This window comes from Pseudonocardia benzenivorans CB1190, from assembly GCF_000196675.2.
Taxonomy (GTDB): domain Bacteria; phylum Actinomycetota; class Actinomycetes; order Mycobacteriales; family Pseudonocardiaceae; genus Pseudonocardia; species Pseudonocardia benzenivorans.
In genome coordinates, this window is the sequence record NC_015312.1 from 1,010,011 (window position 1) to 1,025,315 (window position 15,305).

Below are 15,305 nucleotides of genomic sequence, written 5' to 3' on the forward strand. Positions count from 1 at the left end.
TTCCACCTGAATGGATCAGTATCCTTTCGCGGGTGCACGCTGTGTAGTTCCCGGTGTCACGCGTCGGGCTCGGCATCACCTGTCGGGGGCGCGTACGGTTCTGCGGTGCCGCCGAGCCTGGTCCCCCGTGACTACGTGTTGCTCGCCCTGCGGCTCGACCGGCTCGCCCCGGGCATCGTCGACACCTGGACCGGTGACCCGGCGCTCCGCCGGTACGCGGCCGACGGGCCCGCCCCCGTGCCCGCCGCGCTCGCCCGCACCGCCCGACGACTGCGCGCCGAGCTGGCCGACACCGCGCTCGGACCCACCCGGACCGGCTTCCTCGCGGCCCAGCTCCGGGCCCTGGAGTGCCTCGCCCGCCGGCTCGCGGGCGAGCCCGTCGGGTTCGTCGAGGAGGTCGCGGCCTGCTTCGACGTCGACCTCGCGGGCGTCCGTCCGGACGAGGACCGCTACCGCGCAGCCCATCGTCGCCTCGACGAGCTCCTGCCGGGCCCGGGCACGCTGCCCCAGCGCCTCACGGCCTTCCGGGAGCGCGAGCGCGTCCCCCGCGAGCGGCTCCGGGCCGCGGTCGACGCCCTGCTCGCGGCGCTGCGCGAGCGCACCCGGGCGCGGATCGGACTGCCCGTCGACGAGCACGTCGAGGTCGAGCTCGCCGTCGACAGATCGTGGTCCGGGCTCACGACGCATCTCGGCGGCCTGCGGTCGCGCGTCACGGTCAGTGCCGACGCCGGGCTGCGCGCCGCGCAGCTCGCGGGGCTCGTCGCCCACGAGGCGTACCCCGGCCACCACACCGAACACTGCCTGGTCCGCGGCGTGCGCCGGTCCGACCGTCCCGAGCGCGGGCTCGTCGTCACCCCGTCGCCGCACAGCCTCGTCACCGAGGGGGCCGCCGACGCGGGGCTCGCCGTCGTCGGCGGTGTCGTCGGCGGTCCGGGCTGGGGGCCGTGGGTCGCCGAGGTCCTCGCCGACGTGGGCGTGCGGTGCGACGGTCCACTGGCCGAGGCGGTCGAGGACGCCCTGCGCGAGCTCGCCCCGGTGCGCCAGGACGCCGCGCTGCTGCTGCACGACCGCGGCGGAGACGTCGACGACGCTGCCGCCCACCTGCGTCGATGGTTGCTCGTGCCGGACGGCAGGGCTCGTCGGATCCTGCGGTTCGTCACCGATCCGCGCTGGCGCGGCTACACGACGACCTACGTCGAGGGTGAGGCGCTCGTCCGGGAGTGGCTCGACGGTGCCCCCGACCGCGTCGCCCGGTACCGGACGCTGTTCGACGAGCCTCTCGCGCCGGCGCAGCTGCGGGCGGCTGCGGCGTCCGGTCCATCGGCCGTTGGTCCGCCCGGGTGCGAACCGTCCGGGCCCACCCCGGCGGAAGTACCCGAAACGCCCAGCTGAACGGTGAGCGCAGAGCGACGAGCGGTAGGCCGAACTGTTAAATCTGACGACAGGCGTTCTTCGCCACGCGGCGTTGCTGTTGACCGCACCCGGGTGACCGCTAGTAGCGTTCATGGCGACGGTACGCACCCGATGCGGACCGTCCGGGGAGGCCCTGGTCGTGGTGTGTTGCACCCGAGGGGGCCGGCACCCGGCCCTCACGGGCGCTGGGCGACGAGCAGCAGGTCGTCGAGTGTCCCGTCAGGGGCCGGCCGGCCCACCAGAGAGTTGGGCGTGGTGCCGCGCCCACAAGGAGCACCCGTGACCGACCGTCGCAACGCCTTCGTTCCGGAGAGCAACGACGCACCGTCTGGCACTCCGTCCCGCTGCTACGTGCTCGACACGTCCGTGCTGCTGTCCGACCCGTGGTCGCTGACCCGGTTCGACGAGCACGACGTCGTCCTGCCGCTGGTGGTGATCTCTGAGCTCGAAGGCAAGCGCAACCACCCCGAGCTCGGGTGGTTCGCGCGTACGGCGCTGCGCCAGCTCGACGAGCTGCGCATCACGCACGGCCGTCTCGACGCCCCGATCCCGGTCGGGACCGCGGGCGGCACCCTGCACGTCGAGCTCAACCACACCGACCCGAGCGTCCTGCCGGCCGGGTTCCGCACCGACAGCAACGACAGCCGGATCCTCGCCTGCGCGCTGAACCTGCAGGCCGAGGCCGCCGGCACCCGGGAGATCGTGCTCGTCACCAAGGACATGCCGTTGCGGGTCAAGGCCGCCGCGGTCGGTCTGCCGGCCGACGAGTACCACGCCCAGGACGTCGTCAGCTCCGGGTTCACGGGGATGGCCGACCTCGACGTCAGCCAGGAGGAGGTCGACGCCCTCTTCCGCGACGGCAGCATCGACCACGACACCGCCCGCGATCTGCCCTGCAACACGGGCCTGCGGCTGCTCGGCGGGTCGGGTGCGGCACTCGGACGGGTCACTGCCGACAAGCGGGTGAAGCTCGTGCGCGGCGACCGCGAGGCGTTCGGGCTGCACGGACGCTCCGCCGAACAGCGCGTCGCCCTCGACCTGCTGCTCGATCCCGAGGTGGGAATCGTGTCGCTGGGCGGGCGCGCCGGGACGGGGAAGTCGGCACTGGCGCTCTGCGCCGGGCTGGAGGCGGTGCTGGAGCGTCAGCAGCACCGCAAGGTCGTGGTGTTCCGGCCGCTCTACGCCGTCGGCGGCCAGGAGCTCGGGTACCTGCCGGGCAGCGAGAGCGAGAAGATGGCGCCCTGGGCGCAGGCCGTCTTCGACACGCTCGGCGCGCTGGTCAGCCAGGACGTGATGGACGAGGTGCTCGCGCGGGGGATGCTCGAGGTGCTCCCGTTGACCCACATCCGCGGCCGCTCGCTGCACGACAGCTTCGTGATCGTCGACGAGGCGCAGTCGCTGGAGCGCAACGTCCTGCTCACGGTGCTCTCCCGGCTCGGCACCGCCTCCCGGGTGGTACTCACGCATGACGTCGCGCAGCGCGACAACCTGCGCGTCGGCCGGCACGACGGCGTCGCCGCGGTGATCGAGAAGCTGAAGGGCCACCCGCTCTTCGCCCACATCACGCTCACCCGCAGCGAGCGCAGTCCCATCGCCGCGCTGGTGACGGAGATGCTGGAGGGCCCCGCGGCCTGACCTCGCCGGCCTGACCCCGCCCGGGCGGCCTGCCGGAAGGCGGGCTGCCTCGGGTGTGGTCGGCTGATGGCGTGGCCGATGTGCAGGAACGGCACTTTCCCGCAACCCAGTTGCGGGAAAGTGCCGTTCCTGCAGCAGGGGGCCCGCCACGCAGGAGCACTCCGACGGCGGGGTCACAGGCCGTGGGGCGTTCCCTCCGCGAAGCCGGCGACGGTCTGCACGCCGAGGACCGCGTTGTCGTGCAGCTCGGCGAGGGTGCGGGCGCCCGCGTAGGTGCAGGCGCTGCGGACACCCGAGCAGATCGCGTCCAGGACGTCCTCCACCCCGGGCCGGGCGGGGTCGAGCAGCTGCCGGGAGCTGGAGATCCCCTCCTCGAACAGTGACTTGCGCGCGCGGTCGAAGTCCCCGTCGCCACGGGTGCGGGCGCTGACGGCCCGCTTCGACGCCATCCCGAACGACTCCTTGTAGGGCCGGCCGGCCTCGTCGCGCAGGAGGTCGCCGGGGGACTCGTAAGTGCCGGCGAGCCAGGAGCCGATCATCGCGGCGGAGGCGCCTGCGGCGAGGGCGAGCGCGACGTCGCGGGGATGGCGGACGCCGCCGTCGGCCCAGATGCGCACGCCGTGGTCGCGTCCGGCCGCGGCGCACTCGGCGACGGCCGAGAACTGCGGGCGCCCGACGCCCGTCATCATCCGGGTGGTGCACATGGCGCCGGGCCCGACGCCGACCTTGACGATGTCCGCCCCGGCCTCGGCGAGGTCGGCCACGCCGGAGGCGGTGACCACGTTGCCCGCGACGACCGGCACCGTGGTCCCGGACTCGGTGACGGCCCGGCGGACGGCGCGCAGGGCGTCGAGCATCTTCTCCTGGTGTCCGTGCGCGGTGTCGACGACGAGCACGTCGACGCCGGCCTCCAGCAGGGCCTTCGCCTTGGTGCCGACGTCGCCGTTGATGCCGATCGCGGCCGCGGTGCGCAGCCGGCCCCTGGCGTCGAGGGTGGGCGTGTAGATGCCGGCGCGGACGGCCCCGAGCGCGGTGAGCAGGCCCGCGACGCGACCGTCGGGGTCCAGGCCGAGCGCGACGCCGTGCCCGCCGAGGGCGTCGAAGACCTCGCGGGGGGCGGTGTCGAGCGGCATGGTCACCGGTGCGGGGGCGAGCACGTCGGACAGCCGGGTGAAGCGGTCGACACCGTGGCACGCCGCCTCGTCGACGGTCCCGACGGGCCGGTGGCCGTCGTCGACGATCACGACGGTGCCGTGCGCACGCTTGGGCAGGAGGTTGAGCGCGTCGGCGACGGCGTCGTCGGTGTGCAGGGTCAGCGGGGTGTCCCAGACCGGGTGCCGTGACTTGATCCACGCGACGATCCCGGCGACGGCCTGGGCGTCGACGTCCTGGGGCAGGACGGTGAGCGCGCCGCGGCGGGCGAGCGTCTCGGCCATCCGGCGGCCGGCGACCGCGGTCATGTTGGCCGCGACGACGGGCACGGTGGCGCCGGAGCCGTCGGTGGTCGAGAGGTCCACGTCGAACCGGGACGCGACCGACGACCGGGAAGGCACCAGGAAGACGTCGTCGTAGGTGAGGTCGGTGGTGCCCGCCGGGGCGGGGCCGCCGCTGTCGAGGAAACGCACGAGGTCCGAAACTACGCGGGTCGGCCCGGGTCGTCAGCGCCGCATGGTTCTGAGCCGACCGGGGGGTGACGAGGGTCTCCCACGATCGGATGAGCGCGGACTACTCAGCGCGAGCACGATGGAGACATGCCCGGGCGCTACGTCGTCGTCGGTGGTGGCGCGGTGGGCGCCACCGTCGCGGCCCAGCTGCATCTCGCCGAGATCGGCGTCGTCCTCGTCGCCCGCGGCGCGAACCTGGCGGCGTTGCGCGCCAAGGGGCTGCGCTACCTGCGCCCCGACGGTCCGCGCACCCTCCGGCTCCCTGTCGTCGCCGGCCCCGACGAGGTCACCCTCCGGTCCGACGACGTGCTCGTCGTCGCGGTGAAGTCGCAGGACACCGAGGCCGCGGTCGCCCAGTGGGCGTGGCAGCCCGTCACCGACGGGGCCGGTGCGGAGACCGCCGCGGCCGACACGCTGCCCGTCGTCCTCATGCAGAACGGCCTGGAGAACGCGCGCACGGCGTTGCGCCGCTTCACCCGCGTCGTCGACACGGTGGTGCTGAGCGGGGCCTCGCACGTGCGGCCGGGCGAGGTGGTCTCCCCGGGGAGCCCGCTCGCGGGCGGCTTCTACGTCGGTGACGCGCCGACCGGTGCCGGGCCCGACTCCGAGCGGGTGGCCGCCGACCTGCGCAGCGCAGGCTTCGCGGTGCAGGTCGTCCCGGACATCGCCCGTTGGAAGGCGGGCAAGCTCCTCGGCAACCTCTACTGGAACCTCGACGCCCTCTACCGCCGCAGCCGGTTGCGCAACCGGCTCGGCGACGAGCTGGTCGAGGAGGCGACGACCGTCCTGCAGGCCGCCGGGCTCGACCCGCACGCCCCGACGGTCCCCGACGCGCTCGACCGCGCGTCGTTCGAGACCGTCGACGTGCCGGGCGCCAGGCGCGGCGGATCGTCGACGTGGCAGAGCCTCGCCCGTGGCCGCGGTGCCGAGGGCGACTACCTCTACGGCGAGATCGCTCTCCTCGCGCGGCTCCACGGGCTGCGCGCCCCGCTCAACGAGGCCGTGCAGACCCGGATCGCGACCGTCGCGAGACAGGGCGTGCGGCCCCGGTCGCTCCCGATGAGCGACATCGCCGAGCTGCTGGGCTACTCGGGCATGGCCGCGCCGCTCGCGATGCTCTGACCGGCAGCGTCGGCCCCGGCGCGGCCCGGCTCACGGCGCGAGGAGCGCGCGGACCGCGTCGATCGTGTCGGCCTCGGCGGCGGTCTTGTCGGGCCGGTAGCGCAGCACCCGGGCGAACCGCAGCGCCACCCCGCCCGGATAGCGGACGCTGCGCTGCGCCCCGTCGAGCGCGATCTCGACGACGAGCTCGGGCCGCATCAGCACGGCGTGCCCGTCCTGTTCGCGCGCGTACCCGGGGAACGTCGCGGTCTGCCAGGCGAGCAGCTCGTCGGTCATCCCCTTGAAGGTCTTGCCGACCATGATCGGCTCGCCGCCGTCGGGGTCGCGGGCGCCGAGGTGGATGTTCGACAGTCTCCCGGTCCGCCGCCCGTAGCCCCACTCCGCGCCGAGGACGACGAGGTCGAGCGTGTGCACCGGTTTGACCTTCTGCCAGGTCTTGCCACGGCGTCCCGCCGCGTACGGCGCAGCCAGCGACTTGACGACGACCCCCTCGTGCCCGGCGGTCAACGCGTCGTCGAGGACCTGCGCGGCCTGCTCCGGATCGGGCCTGCGCACACCCGGCATCCGGAGGTGCGCGTGCGCGTCGGCGGCGAGCAGCCCGGCCAGCGCGTCGAGGCGCTGCTCGAGCGGCGCGTCGAGCAGGTCGGCGCCGTCGAGATGCAGGAGATCGAAGAAGAAGGGGCTGAGCAGCCGCGGCGCGTCGTCGGCCTCGGATCCGTCGGAACCGAAGCGCGACATCGTGTCCTGGAACGCGCGGGGGCGGCCGTCGTCGTCGAGCGCGAGGGTCTCGCCGTCGAGCACCGCGGTGCGGCAGGGCAGCGCGCGGACCTGCTCGACGAGCTCCGGCACGGCCGCGGTGATCTCGCGCAGGCTGCGCGTCCACACCCGCACCTCGTCGCCGTCGCGGTGCACCTGGATCCGGGCGCCGTCGAGCTTGAACTCGACGGTGACCTCGGCCCCGAGGCTGTCGAGCGCCGCGTCCAGCGAGTCGCCCGGGGCCGCCAGCATCGGCCGCACCGGCACGCCGACCTGCAACGTCACCGCGTCGAGGGCCGCGATCCCGCCCGTGAGGGCCGTGGCCGCCGTCTCGGGGAGCCTGCCCGACAGCATGAACGCGCGCCTGACCGAGGCCGGCGGGACGTCGGCCGCGACGGCGATCGCGTCGAGCATGACGCCCTCGAGCGCGCCGTGGCGCAGTTCGCCCCCGACGAGCCGGGCGAGGAACGCCTGCTCGGGCTCGGTCGCGGCGCCGAACAGGGCGGCGAGCAGCTCCTTGCGCCGCCGCGCGGAACCTGCGCCCGCCGTGCCGGCGAGCTCGGTGAACGTCGCGTCGACCTCCGCGACCGTGAGCGTCGGCTCCGCGGCGGGCTCGGTGGCCGCCGCCTGCAGGGTGCGCCAGCCGGTACCGATGCGGCCCTGCCGCGCCTCCCCGGAGAGCCAGGACGCCGCCGGCTCGACGACGCCGTCGGCGTGCGCGGCGCGCAGGAGGGCCGCGATCGCCGCGGCCTTCTCCTTGCGGGAGCGGGTGGCGGCGACCGCGGCGGACGTCGTCACGACCTCGGCGAGCAGCACCGGGCCAGTCTCGCAGCGCGCCCCGACAACTTCTCACCGATCCCGGGTCGTGGGTGGCACTTTCACCGGCCCGGCTCTACGCCGCGGCCACCGTCGCCGTCCGCAGCATGTCGGCGATCCGCACCACGCCGGTGCAGGTTCCGTCGGCGGCGACGAGGACGACGTCGTCGTAGCTGCGCGCGGGGTCGCCGGACAGACCGGCGCGCAGCGCCTCCCCGGTCGGGGTGTGTTCGTCGAGCACGCGCGGCCGGTCGCCCAAGGTCGCCGCGGGACGGGCCGCGTAGAGCGCCCGGCCGTACGGGCCGGAGATCGCGAGCATGAACCGGTTTCGGTCCAGGTGGCACGTCGGGACGCGGCGCGGGTCGACGAGGACGACGCCCCCCGCGTGCGGGTGGTCGGCGAACACGCGTCGGGCGTCGTCGGCGGTCGCGGTGTCGGGCAACGTGACCGCGGCCTGGGCGAGGTCGCGGACAGCGGTCGGCCGGTGCCGCGTCGCCACGGCTGCGCCGTCGGACCCCGGCGACGCATCGACGGCCCCGCCCGCGACGACGCCCGCGAGCGCGAGATCGACCGGCAGCGTCACCCCGGAGGTCGATGCCCGCCTGCGCGGCGTGGCCAGCAGCGGGCCCTGCGCGAGGGTCACGCCCAGCCCGCCGAGCGCAGTGAGCTGCCCGGGCTCGGTGACGCCGGTCGCGACGACCCGTGCGGCCGCCGCCCCGGCGACCTCGACGAGCGCGTGCGCGACCGTCGAGGCCAGTGAGCTGTGCCCGAGCCCGGCGACGATGTGCGGGTCGAGCTTGACCAGGTCGGGCCGTGCTGCGGCGACGACGTCGAGGCCGAACCCGCCGGCCGCGTCCAGGGCGATCCGGAAGCCCCAGGACCGCAGCTCGCGCAGCGCGTCGACCAGCGCCGCGGTCGGCGCGGCCGACGCGGGCGGGCCGACCTCCAGAACCACCGGCGGAACGGCGCGACCACGCTCGGCGAGGCCGTCGAGCATGCCGCGCAACCGTCGGCGGGACGCGACGACGGTGTCGGCGAGCACGTCGACGTGCAGCGGGACCGACGCGTCGGCGTCGGTGGCGAAGGCCAGGGACGCGAGGGCCACCGCGGCGTCGAGCTCGACGACCTGCCGGGTGCCCCAGACGGTACCGGCGGCCCGCGAGCCGATCCGGTCGCGTTCGTGCCGTGGCTGCACCTCGAAGCCGACGACGCGGGAGGTGCGCAGGTTGAAGATCGGTTCGAAGGCGAACCGTTCGTGCACGTCCATCGCATGCCTGCCAGGGGTGAACGGACTCGGGGGAGCGGTCACAACTTGTCACGCGAAAGCGGCCGCCGGGCGACGGCCGGGTGAACGAACGGGGTCGTCAGTGGGGGCGCGTCATGGCCAGGACGTCGAGCGCCTCGTCGAGCTGGGCGAGCGTGAGTTTTCCGGCGTCGACGTGGCCACGTTCCAGGACGACCTCGCGGATCGTGCGGCGTTCGCTGAGCGACTGCTTCGCGATCGACGCGGCCTCCTCGTAGCCGAGGTACTTGTTCAGCGGTGTGACGATCGACGGCGACGACTCGGCGTACTCACGGGTGCGTTCGACGTCCGCCTCGGCGCCGTCGACGACCTTGTCGGCCAACAGCCGGGCGACCGCCGAGAGCAGCCGTGCGGACTCCAGGACGTTGCGCGCCATCACCGGCATCATCACGTTGAGCTCGAGGTTGCCCTGGCTGCCGGAGAACGCGACCGTCGCGTCGTTCCCGATGACCTGGGCCGCGACCATCATCGTCGCCTCGCAGATCACCGGGTTGACCTTGCCCGGCATGATCGAGCTGCCCGGCTGCAGGTCCGGCAGGTGGATCTCGGCCAGCCCGGTGCGCGGGCCCGAGGAGAGCCAGCGCAGGTCGTTGGCGATCTTGTACAACGAGACGGCGACCGTCCGCAGCGCACCCGACGCCTCGACCAGCGCGTCGCGCGAGCCCTGGGCCTCGATGTGATCGGCGGCCTCGGACAGGACGTCGAGCCCGGTCGCCGCGCGCAGCTCCTCGACGACACCCGCCGCGAAGCCGTCCGGCGCGTTCAACCCGGTGCCGACGGCCGTGCCGCCGATCGGCAGCTGCGCGAGGCGCGGCAGCACGTCACGGACCCGGGCGGCACCGTTCTCCGCCTGCGTCGCCCAGCCGCCGGCCTCCTGACCGAGGGTGATCGGCACGGCGTCCATGAGGTGGGTGCGCCCCGCCTTGACGACGTCGGCCCAGTCGGCGCTGCGCCGCCGCAGCGAGGCGGCGAGGTGTTCGAGCGCGGGGACGACGTCCTCGGCGAGCGCCTCGGTGGCCGCCACGTGGATCGTCGTCGGGAAGACGTCGTTCGACGACTGCGACGCGTTGACGTGGTCGTTCGGGTGCACGTCGAGACCTGCTCGGGAGGCCAGCGTGGCGATGACCTCGTTGGCGTTCATGTTCGACGACGTGCCCGAGCCCGTCTGGAAGACGTCGACGGGGAAGTGCGCGTCGTGGTCGCCGGCCGCGACCTCGTCGGCAGCGCCGGCGATGGCCGCGGCGATCTCCTCCGGCAGGACGCCGATCCGCCCGTTCACGCGCGCCGCGGCCGCCTTGACCAGGCCGAGCGCCCGGATCTGGGCGCGTTCGAGGCCGCGCCCGGAGATGGGGAAGTTCTCGACGGCGCGTTGGGTCTGGGCACGCCACAGCGCGTCGGCGGGCACCCGCACCTCGCCCATGGTGTCGTGCTCGATCCGGAACCCGTCCCCGCCGTCGCTCATGGCCCCCAGTGTTCTCCCCGGCCGGCCCGCCCCGCGACGAGACGGCCACCACCGGGCCACGACTCACACGGTCAGGCGACTCACACGGTCAGGCGACTCACAAGATCACGCAACGACCTGGACGACGGACCCCTTGCTCAACGACGAGAAGAACGTCTGCGCCGCGGCCTTGGACAGGTGGATGCAGCCGTGCGACTGCACGGACAGGCTGCCCTGGTGGAAGGCGATGCCGCCGTTGAAGAACACGGAGTAGGGCATCGGGGCGTTGTTGAACAGGCTGCTCTTGTGGTTGATGTTCTTGAACGTCACCGCGAACGTGCCCGGCGGCGTGCGCCAGCCCGGACGGCCGCTGGTGATCGGGACGGGCCCGTAGACGGCCTTTCCGTCGCGGACCAGCCAGGCCTTCTTCGTCGAGAGCTGGACGCAGGCCGCGACGGTCGCCTTGCAGGGCGTGCCCGCCGCGAGCCCGGCCACGACCGCGGTCCTCGGCGGCGCGGTCCGCGGGGCCGTCGTGACCGGGGCCGCGGTCGTTGCCGCGGTCGTCGCCGTCGTCGCCGGAGCCGGGGTGGTCGTCGGCGGCGCGGCGGGCACCTGAGCCGGCTGTTCCGGCGGCGCGGCGGCGGCCGGCGCGGTCCGGACGGCCGGCACCTCGCCCGGGAAGGCCGACGGCGTGGCGCCGGCATGGGCGCAGCCGCCGATCAGGGCCAGGCCGAGGACGACAGCAAGTGCCCGAATCGCGCGCATCCGTACCCCCCATCGCGATCATCGAAGGATCGGCGCGTCACACGCGCCCCACCAGCCCCGTTCGGGTGGTGGAATGTTCACGATTCGGTCACGGCTGCAGCGAGGTGCCTCCCGGTCTCGCGGTCCGCTCACGACCGGGTCGGGCCCGCCGCCGGGTGACCGGCCCTGCGCACGACGGGGTCGGCCGGAGGTCACGCACGGTGGCGCCGACCAACCGCGGCGCAGGTCGCAGGTCGACGTCCCGGTGCGTCGCGGTGTGCCGGGACGTCGGGCCCGGGGTCAGGGCAGGGGCGGGGCCTCGCTGGGGCGCACGTCGAAGTCGATCGACGAGTACTCCCGCAGCTTGGTGAGCCGGTGGTAGCCGTCGATCATCCGGACGGTGCCCGACTTCGAGCGCATGACGATCGACTGCGTGGTGCAGCCGCCCGCCCCGTACTGCACGCCCTTGAGCAGGTCGCCGTTCGTGACGCCGGTTGCGCAGAAGAAGACGTTGTCGCCGCGGACGAGGTCGTCGGTGGTGAGCACCCGGCCGAGGTCGTGACCCGCGGCGACGGCCCGCTCGCGCTCGGCGTCGTCGGACGGCCAGAGCCGACCCTGGATCGCGCCGCCCATGCACTTCAGCGCGGCCGCGGCGATGATCCCCTCCGGGGTCCCGCCGATGCCGTACAGCATGTCGACGCCGGTGTTCGGGCGCGCGGCGGAGATGGCGCCGGCGACGTCGCCGTCGGAGATGAAGTTGATGCGGGCGCCGGTGGCCCGCACCTGCTCGACGATCTCGGCGTGCCGCGGCCGGTCGAGGATGCAGACGGTGACCTCGGCGACGTCGTACCCCTTGGCCTGCGCGACGCGGCGGATGTTCTCGCCGACGGGCGCGGTGATGTCGATGACGTCGGCGGCCTCCGGTCCGACGGCGATCTTCTCCATGTAGAAGACGGCGGAGGGGTCGAACATCGCGTCGCGCTCGGCGACGGCGAGCACCGCCAGCGCGTTGGGCATGCCCTTGGCCATCAGGGTGGTGCCGTCGATCGGGTCGACCGCGACGTCGCACCACGGCCCCTCGCCGTTGCCGACCTCCTCGCCGTTGAACAGCATGGGCGCCTCGTCCTTCTCGCCCTCGCCGATGACGACGATGCCCCGCATCGAGACCGTGCCGATCAGCTGCCGCATCGCGTCGACCGCCGCGCCGTCGCCGCCGTTCTTGTCGCCGCGGCCCACCCACCGGCCCGCGGCCATCGCCGCCGCCTCGGTGACGCGGACGAGCTCCATCGCGAGGTTGCGGTCGGGTCGCTGACGCTGGTCGGTGGACATCGGGGCGCCTCCAGGGGTCAGGGGTGTGCCGCCTCGATCCTCGCAGATCGACGCACTGCGCCGCGCCGTCCGACGCCTGAGACGATGGCAACGTGAGCGGTACCCCTCGACCCGATCCGCAGCCCGCCCCGGCCCCCGACGCCGGCGACCGGCCCGACGCGCACGGCTCCACGGCGCCCGCGGAGGACCCCGGGCACGGCTCGGCGGCGCCCGCCGAGGATCCGGGGAAGGGCTCGGAAGCGCCCGCGGAGCAACCCGGGGAGGGCCCGGCGAAGCCCGCCCGCGGGTTGCCCAGGGTGCGCGAGATGCTGCTCGCGATCGGGCTGATCATCGTCGTGTCGCTGCTATTCACCCGGTCCTGCTCGTTCAGCCCGGGCGGCCCGACGGTCGCGCCCGGTTCGGCACCGACCGTCGACTCCGCCGCGCAGCTGCAGGAGGCCGCGCTGCACACCCCGTTCGCGCTGCACGTCCCGCAGCTGCCGCCGGGCTGGACGGCCAACTCGGCCGACGACGGGCCGGTGGTCGGTGGCGGCCGTGCCGTCACCGTCGGCTACCTCACCGAGGGCGGCTCCTACGTGCGGCTCGTGCAGAGCGACGCGACCGAGGAGAACCTCGTCGCGGCGCAGGCGGGCGGTCCGCAGACGGCCACCGGCACCGTCGACGCGGCCAGCCTGACCTGGGTTGTCTACCGCGTCGGACCGCGGTCGGAGGCGATGTGGGTGGCGCAGCTGCCCTCGACCCCGCGGTCGTCGCTGCTGCTCACGGGCAGCGCGCCGGAGCCGGACTTCCGCGCGCTCGCGCAGGCCGCCGTCGACGGGACGGTGCTCCCGGTCGGCAGCGCACCGTCCTGACTCACCGGTCGTGCTCGCGGGCCTCGTCCAGGGCCTTCTCGACGCGCTCGCGCGCTCCCGCCAGCTGCTCCTCGCAGCGGCGGGCCAGCGCCTCGCCGCGCTCCCACAGCGCCACGGACTCGTCGAGCCCGAGGCCGCCGACCTCCAGGGTGCGGACGACCTCGGCCAGCTCGTCGCGGGCCTGCTCGTAGCCGAGGCTCTCGACCGGGGGCCGTGCGTCGCTCATGACGCGCCATCCTGCCCGGCCGCCGTCGCCGGTTCGACGCGGGCCGCGACCGCGCCGTCGGCGACCCGGATGCGCAGCCGGTCACCCTCGCCGACCTCGCCCGCCGACCGCAGCACCGGCCAGGCCACACCCCGGTCGGCGGCCTCGCCGTCGGGCACCCGCTGCACGACGGCATAGCCGCGGGCCAGCGTCGCCGCGGGGCCGAGCGTGGTCAGCCGGGCGCGCAGGTGCTCGATCTCGGTGGCCCGCGCGGCGAGCCCCCGGTCGAGGGCGGCGTGGGTCCGCTCCCGCAGGCGTTCCAGCTCCTCGTGCCGAACCTGCAGGCCGCCCAACGGGTCCGCCAGCACCGGCCGGGCGCGCAGCGCGACGAGCAGCCGCTGCTCGCGGTCGACCCAGCCGTGCAGGGCGCGCCGCGCGCGGTCGCGCAGCCCGGAGATCCGCGCGCTCTCCTCGGCGAGGTCGGGCACGAGCCGGCGCCCGGCCTCGGTGGGCGTGGAACAGCGCAGGTCGGCGACGTGGTCGACGAGCGGGGTGTCGGGTTCGTGCCCGATCGCGGAGACGACGGGCGTGCGGGCATCGGCGACCGCGCGGCACAGCGTCTCGTCGGAGAACGGCAGCAGGTCCTCGACGCTGCCGCCGCCGCGGGCCAGCACGATGACGTCGACGTCCGGGTCCCGGTCGAGCACGCCCAGCGCCTCGACGATCTGTGGCACCGCGAGCGCCCCCTGCGTGGCGGTGTGCTCGATCCGGAACCGCACCGACGGCCAGCGCGCCGTCGCATTGGACACGACGTCGTGCTCGGCCGCCGACGCCCGCCCCGTGATCAGCCCGATGCGCCCGGGCAGGAACGGCAGCGGGCGCTTGCGCGCGACGTCGAACAGGCCCTCGGCGGCCAGCAGTCGGCGCAGCCGCTCGATGCGCGCCAGCAGCTCACCGAGGCCGACGGCCTGGATCCGGTCGACGCGCAGGCTCAGCGTGCCGCGCCCCAGGAAGAACGACGGCTTGCCGTGCACGACGACACGGTTGCCCTCGGTGACGGCGGGACCGCCCTCGCGAACCAGCCCGACCGGGCAGGTGAGCTGCAGGGAGACGTCGGCGGCGGGATCGCGCAGCGTCAGGAACGCCGTGCCGGTCCCGGGCCGCGCGGTGACCTGCGCGAGCTGGCCCTCCACCCAGACCGCGCCCAGCCGGTCGACCCACTCGGCGATCTTGCGGGCGACCGTCCGGACCGGCCAGGGCGACTCCGGGGACGTCGGGGCGTCGCTCACCCCTCGGTCATGGTGACGATGCGGTTCCCGAGCATCGTCACGTAGGGCGGGCGGTTGCCGTGGCTGATCTCCCACTGCAGCAGGGCGCGCAGCTCGTCGACGTCGAGCGCCCGCAGGCGCCCGCGCAGCTGCGGGATCGTCATACCGGCGTACCCGGGGAGGACGGCCGGGCCGTCGTCCTCGGCGGCCGCGTCGCGGATCGTCTCGGCGGCGACCTCGGTCGCCGGGTCGGCGGCGACGATCGGGTCCTCCGGGTCGGCGGGCAACGTCGACCCGCCCGTCAACTCGCCCGTCGTCCCACCCGTCGACCCCGCCGCCGGTTCGGTGTCGTCGTCTTCGGTGTCGTCGTCGAACGTGGCCCGCCCGCGCATCGACGTCACCGACGCGCCGTTCACGGTCGCCGGTTCCTCGTCGTCGAAGGTCGCCCAGCTCGGGGTCTCGGGCACCGGTCGCAGCGCGCCGAGCGCGCGGTCGCCCTTGATGGCCAGCTCGGTCACCCGCTGCTGCACCCTCATCGACACCTGCAGCGCCTGGCTGACGGCCGTCACGGGCAGCTCGGTGACGAGACGAGGCAGGTCGCGGGCCTGCTCGACGGCGGTGGCGACAAGGCCGGCGGCGATCCGCACCGGCATCGGCAGCGGCTTCATGCCCGCATCATCCCCTGCGCCGCCGGGGCCGTCACCTGGGGGAGTGGCTGCGCCCCTTCGGCACGGCCCCGACGGGTGACGGCGTGGGTC

Annotated in this window: 13 protein-coding genes; 4 read left to right on the plus strand and 9 right to left on the minus strand. The window is 74.6% G+C overall.

All coding sequences use genetic code 11. From position 1 onward, the window contains the following. Positions 1–105 precede the first annotated feature (105 nt). Entirely contained in the window at positions 106–1,392 is a 1,287-nt protein-coding gene (locus PSED_RS04890; protein ID WP_013673144.1) for a hypothetical protein, read from the plus strand. A gap of 372 nt (positions 1,393–1,764) precedes the next feature. Then, positions 1,765–3,048, plus strand: coding sequence for an RNA 5'-3' helicase PhoH2 (gene phoH2, locus PSED_RS04895; protein ID WP_041760469.1), 1,284 nt, complete (start codon positions 1,765–1,767; stop codon positions 3,046–3,048). Positions 3,049–3,221: 173 nt separating this feature from the next. Here the strand turns inward: phoH2 and PSED_RS04900 are convergent, their stop codons facing one another. Then, entirely contained in the window at positions 3,222–4,673 is a 1,452-nt protein-coding gene (locus PSED_RS04900) for a GuaB1 family IMP dehydrogenase-related protein (protein ID WP_013673146.1), read from the minus strand. Positions 4,674–4,799: 126 nt separating this feature from the next. Between PSED_RS04900 and PSED_RS04905 the strand changes: the two genes are divergently transcribed. Then, positions 4,800–5,834 (plus strand): ketopantoate reductase family protein, encoded by a 1,035-nt coding sequence (locus PSED_RS04905; RefSeq protein ID WP_013673147.1) that lies wholly within the window; start codon positions 4,800–4,802, stop codon positions 5,832–5,834. A 30-nt stretch (positions 5,835–5,864) separates the two neighbouring features. Here the strand turns inward: PSED_RS04905 and PSED_RS04910 are convergent, their stop codons facing one another. The 5 genes from PSED_RS04910 to glpX form a co-directional block, all read right to left on the minus strand. After that, complete coding sequence (locus tag PSED_RS04910; RefSeq protein WP_013673148.1) at positions 5,865–7,406, minus strand: ATP-dependent DNA ligase; 1,542 nt, start codon at positions 7,404–7,406, stop codon at positions 5,865–5,867. 76 nt (positions 7,407–7,482) lie between these two features. Then, complete coding sequence (locus PSED_RS04915) at positions 7,483–8,673, minus strand: EAL domain-containing protein (protein ID WP_013673149.1); 1,191 nt, start codon at positions 8,671–8,673, stop codon at positions 7,483–7,485. A gap of 97 nt (positions 8,674–8,770) precedes the next feature. Continuing rightward, positions 8,771–10,171: a class II fumarate hydratase gene (locus PSED_RS04920; RefSeq protein WP_013673150.1), complete on the minus strand. Its 1,401-nt coding sequence runs from the start codon at positions 10,169–10,171 to the stop codon at positions 8,771–8,773. A gap of 105 nt (positions 10,172–10,276) precedes the next feature. Then, positions 10,277–10,915, minus strand: coding sequence for a L,D-transpeptidase (locus tag PSED_RS04925; RefSeq protein WP_013673151.1), 639 nt, complete (start codon positions 10,913–10,915; stop codon positions 10,277–10,279). 279 nt (positions 10,916–11,194) lie between these two features. Next, a complete protein-coding gene (gene glpX / locus PSED_RS04930; RefSeq protein ID WP_013673152.1) occupies positions 11,195–12,223 on the minus strand; it encodes a class II fructose-bisphosphatase in 1,029 nt (342 codons plus the stop codon). 92 nt (positions 12,224–12,315) lie between these two features. Here glpX and PSED_RS04935 point away from each other — a divergent pair, with 92 nt between their 5' ends. Next, positions 12,316–13,074, plus strand: coding sequence for a DUF4245 domain-containing protein (locus tag PSED_RS04935; protein ID WP_013673153.1), 759 nt, complete (start codon positions 12,316–12,318; stop codon positions 13,072–13,074). Between the two features lies 1 nt (position 13,075). On the opposite strand, the gene PSED_RS04940 is transcribed toward PSED_RS04935, so the two are convergent. The 3 genes from PSED_RS04940 to PSED_RS04950 are packed head-to-tail and all read right to left on the minus strand — an operon-like array spanning position 13,076 to position 15,215. Next, the gene (locus PSED_RS04940; protein ID WP_013673154.1) at positions 13,076–13,300 is read right to left on the minus strand and encodes an exodeoxyribonuclease VII small subunit; all 225 of its coding nucleotides are present in this window, start codon (positions 13,298–13,300) and stop codon (positions 13,076–13,078) included. Further along, positions 13,297–14,568 carry an exodeoxyribonuclease VII large subunit gene (xseA, locus tag PSED_RS04945; RefSeq protein ID WP_013673155.1) on the minus strand — a complete coding sequence of 424 codons (1,272 nt, stop codon included), beginning with the start codon at positions 14,566–14,568 and terminating at the stop codon, positions 13,297–13,299. Before xseA ends, PSED_RS04940 begins: the two co-directional genes overlap by 4 nt. Next, positions 14,565–15,215: a lipid droplet-associated protein gene (locus PSED_RS04950; protein ID WP_013673156.1), complete on the minus strand. Its 651-nt coding sequence runs from the start codon at positions 15,213–15,215 to the stop codon at positions 14,565–14,567. Before PSED_RS04950 ends, xseA begins: the two co-directional genes overlap by 4 nt. Between the last annotated feature and the right edge of the window lie 90 nt (positions 15,216–15,305).

Excerpts from the sequence above, each read along its gene's own strand:
- PSED_RS04905 (WP_013673147.1), top strand. The coding sequence starts at position 4,800 with ATGCCCGGGCGCTACGTCGTCGTCGGTGGTGGCGCGGTGGGCGCCACC.
- PSED_RS04915 (WP_013673149.1), bottom strand. The coding sequence starts at position 8,673 with ATGGACGTGCACGAACGGTTCGCCTTCGAACCGATCTTCAACCTGCGC.
- PSED_RS04920 (WP_013673150.1), bottom strand. The coding sequence starts at position 10,171 with ATGAGCGACGGCGGGGACGGGTTCCGGATCGAGCACGACACCATGGGC.
- PSED_RS04925 (WP_013673151.1), bottom strand. The coding sequence starts at position 10,915 with ATGCGCGCGATTCGGGCACTTGCTGTCGTCCTCGGCCTGGCCCTGATC.
- glpX (WP_013673152.1), bottom strand. The coding sequence starts at position 12,223 with ATGTCCACCGACCAGCGTCAGCGACCCGACCGCAACCTCGCGATGGAG.
- PSED_RS04940 (WP_013673154.1), bottom strand. The coding sequence starts at position 13,300 with ATGAGCGACGCACGGCCCCCGGTCGAGAGCCTCGGCTACGAGCAGGCC.
- PSED_RS04950 (WP_013673156.1), bottom strand. The coding sequence starts at position 15,215 with ATGAAGCCGCTGCCGATGCCGGTGCGGATCGCCGCCGGCCTTGTCGCC.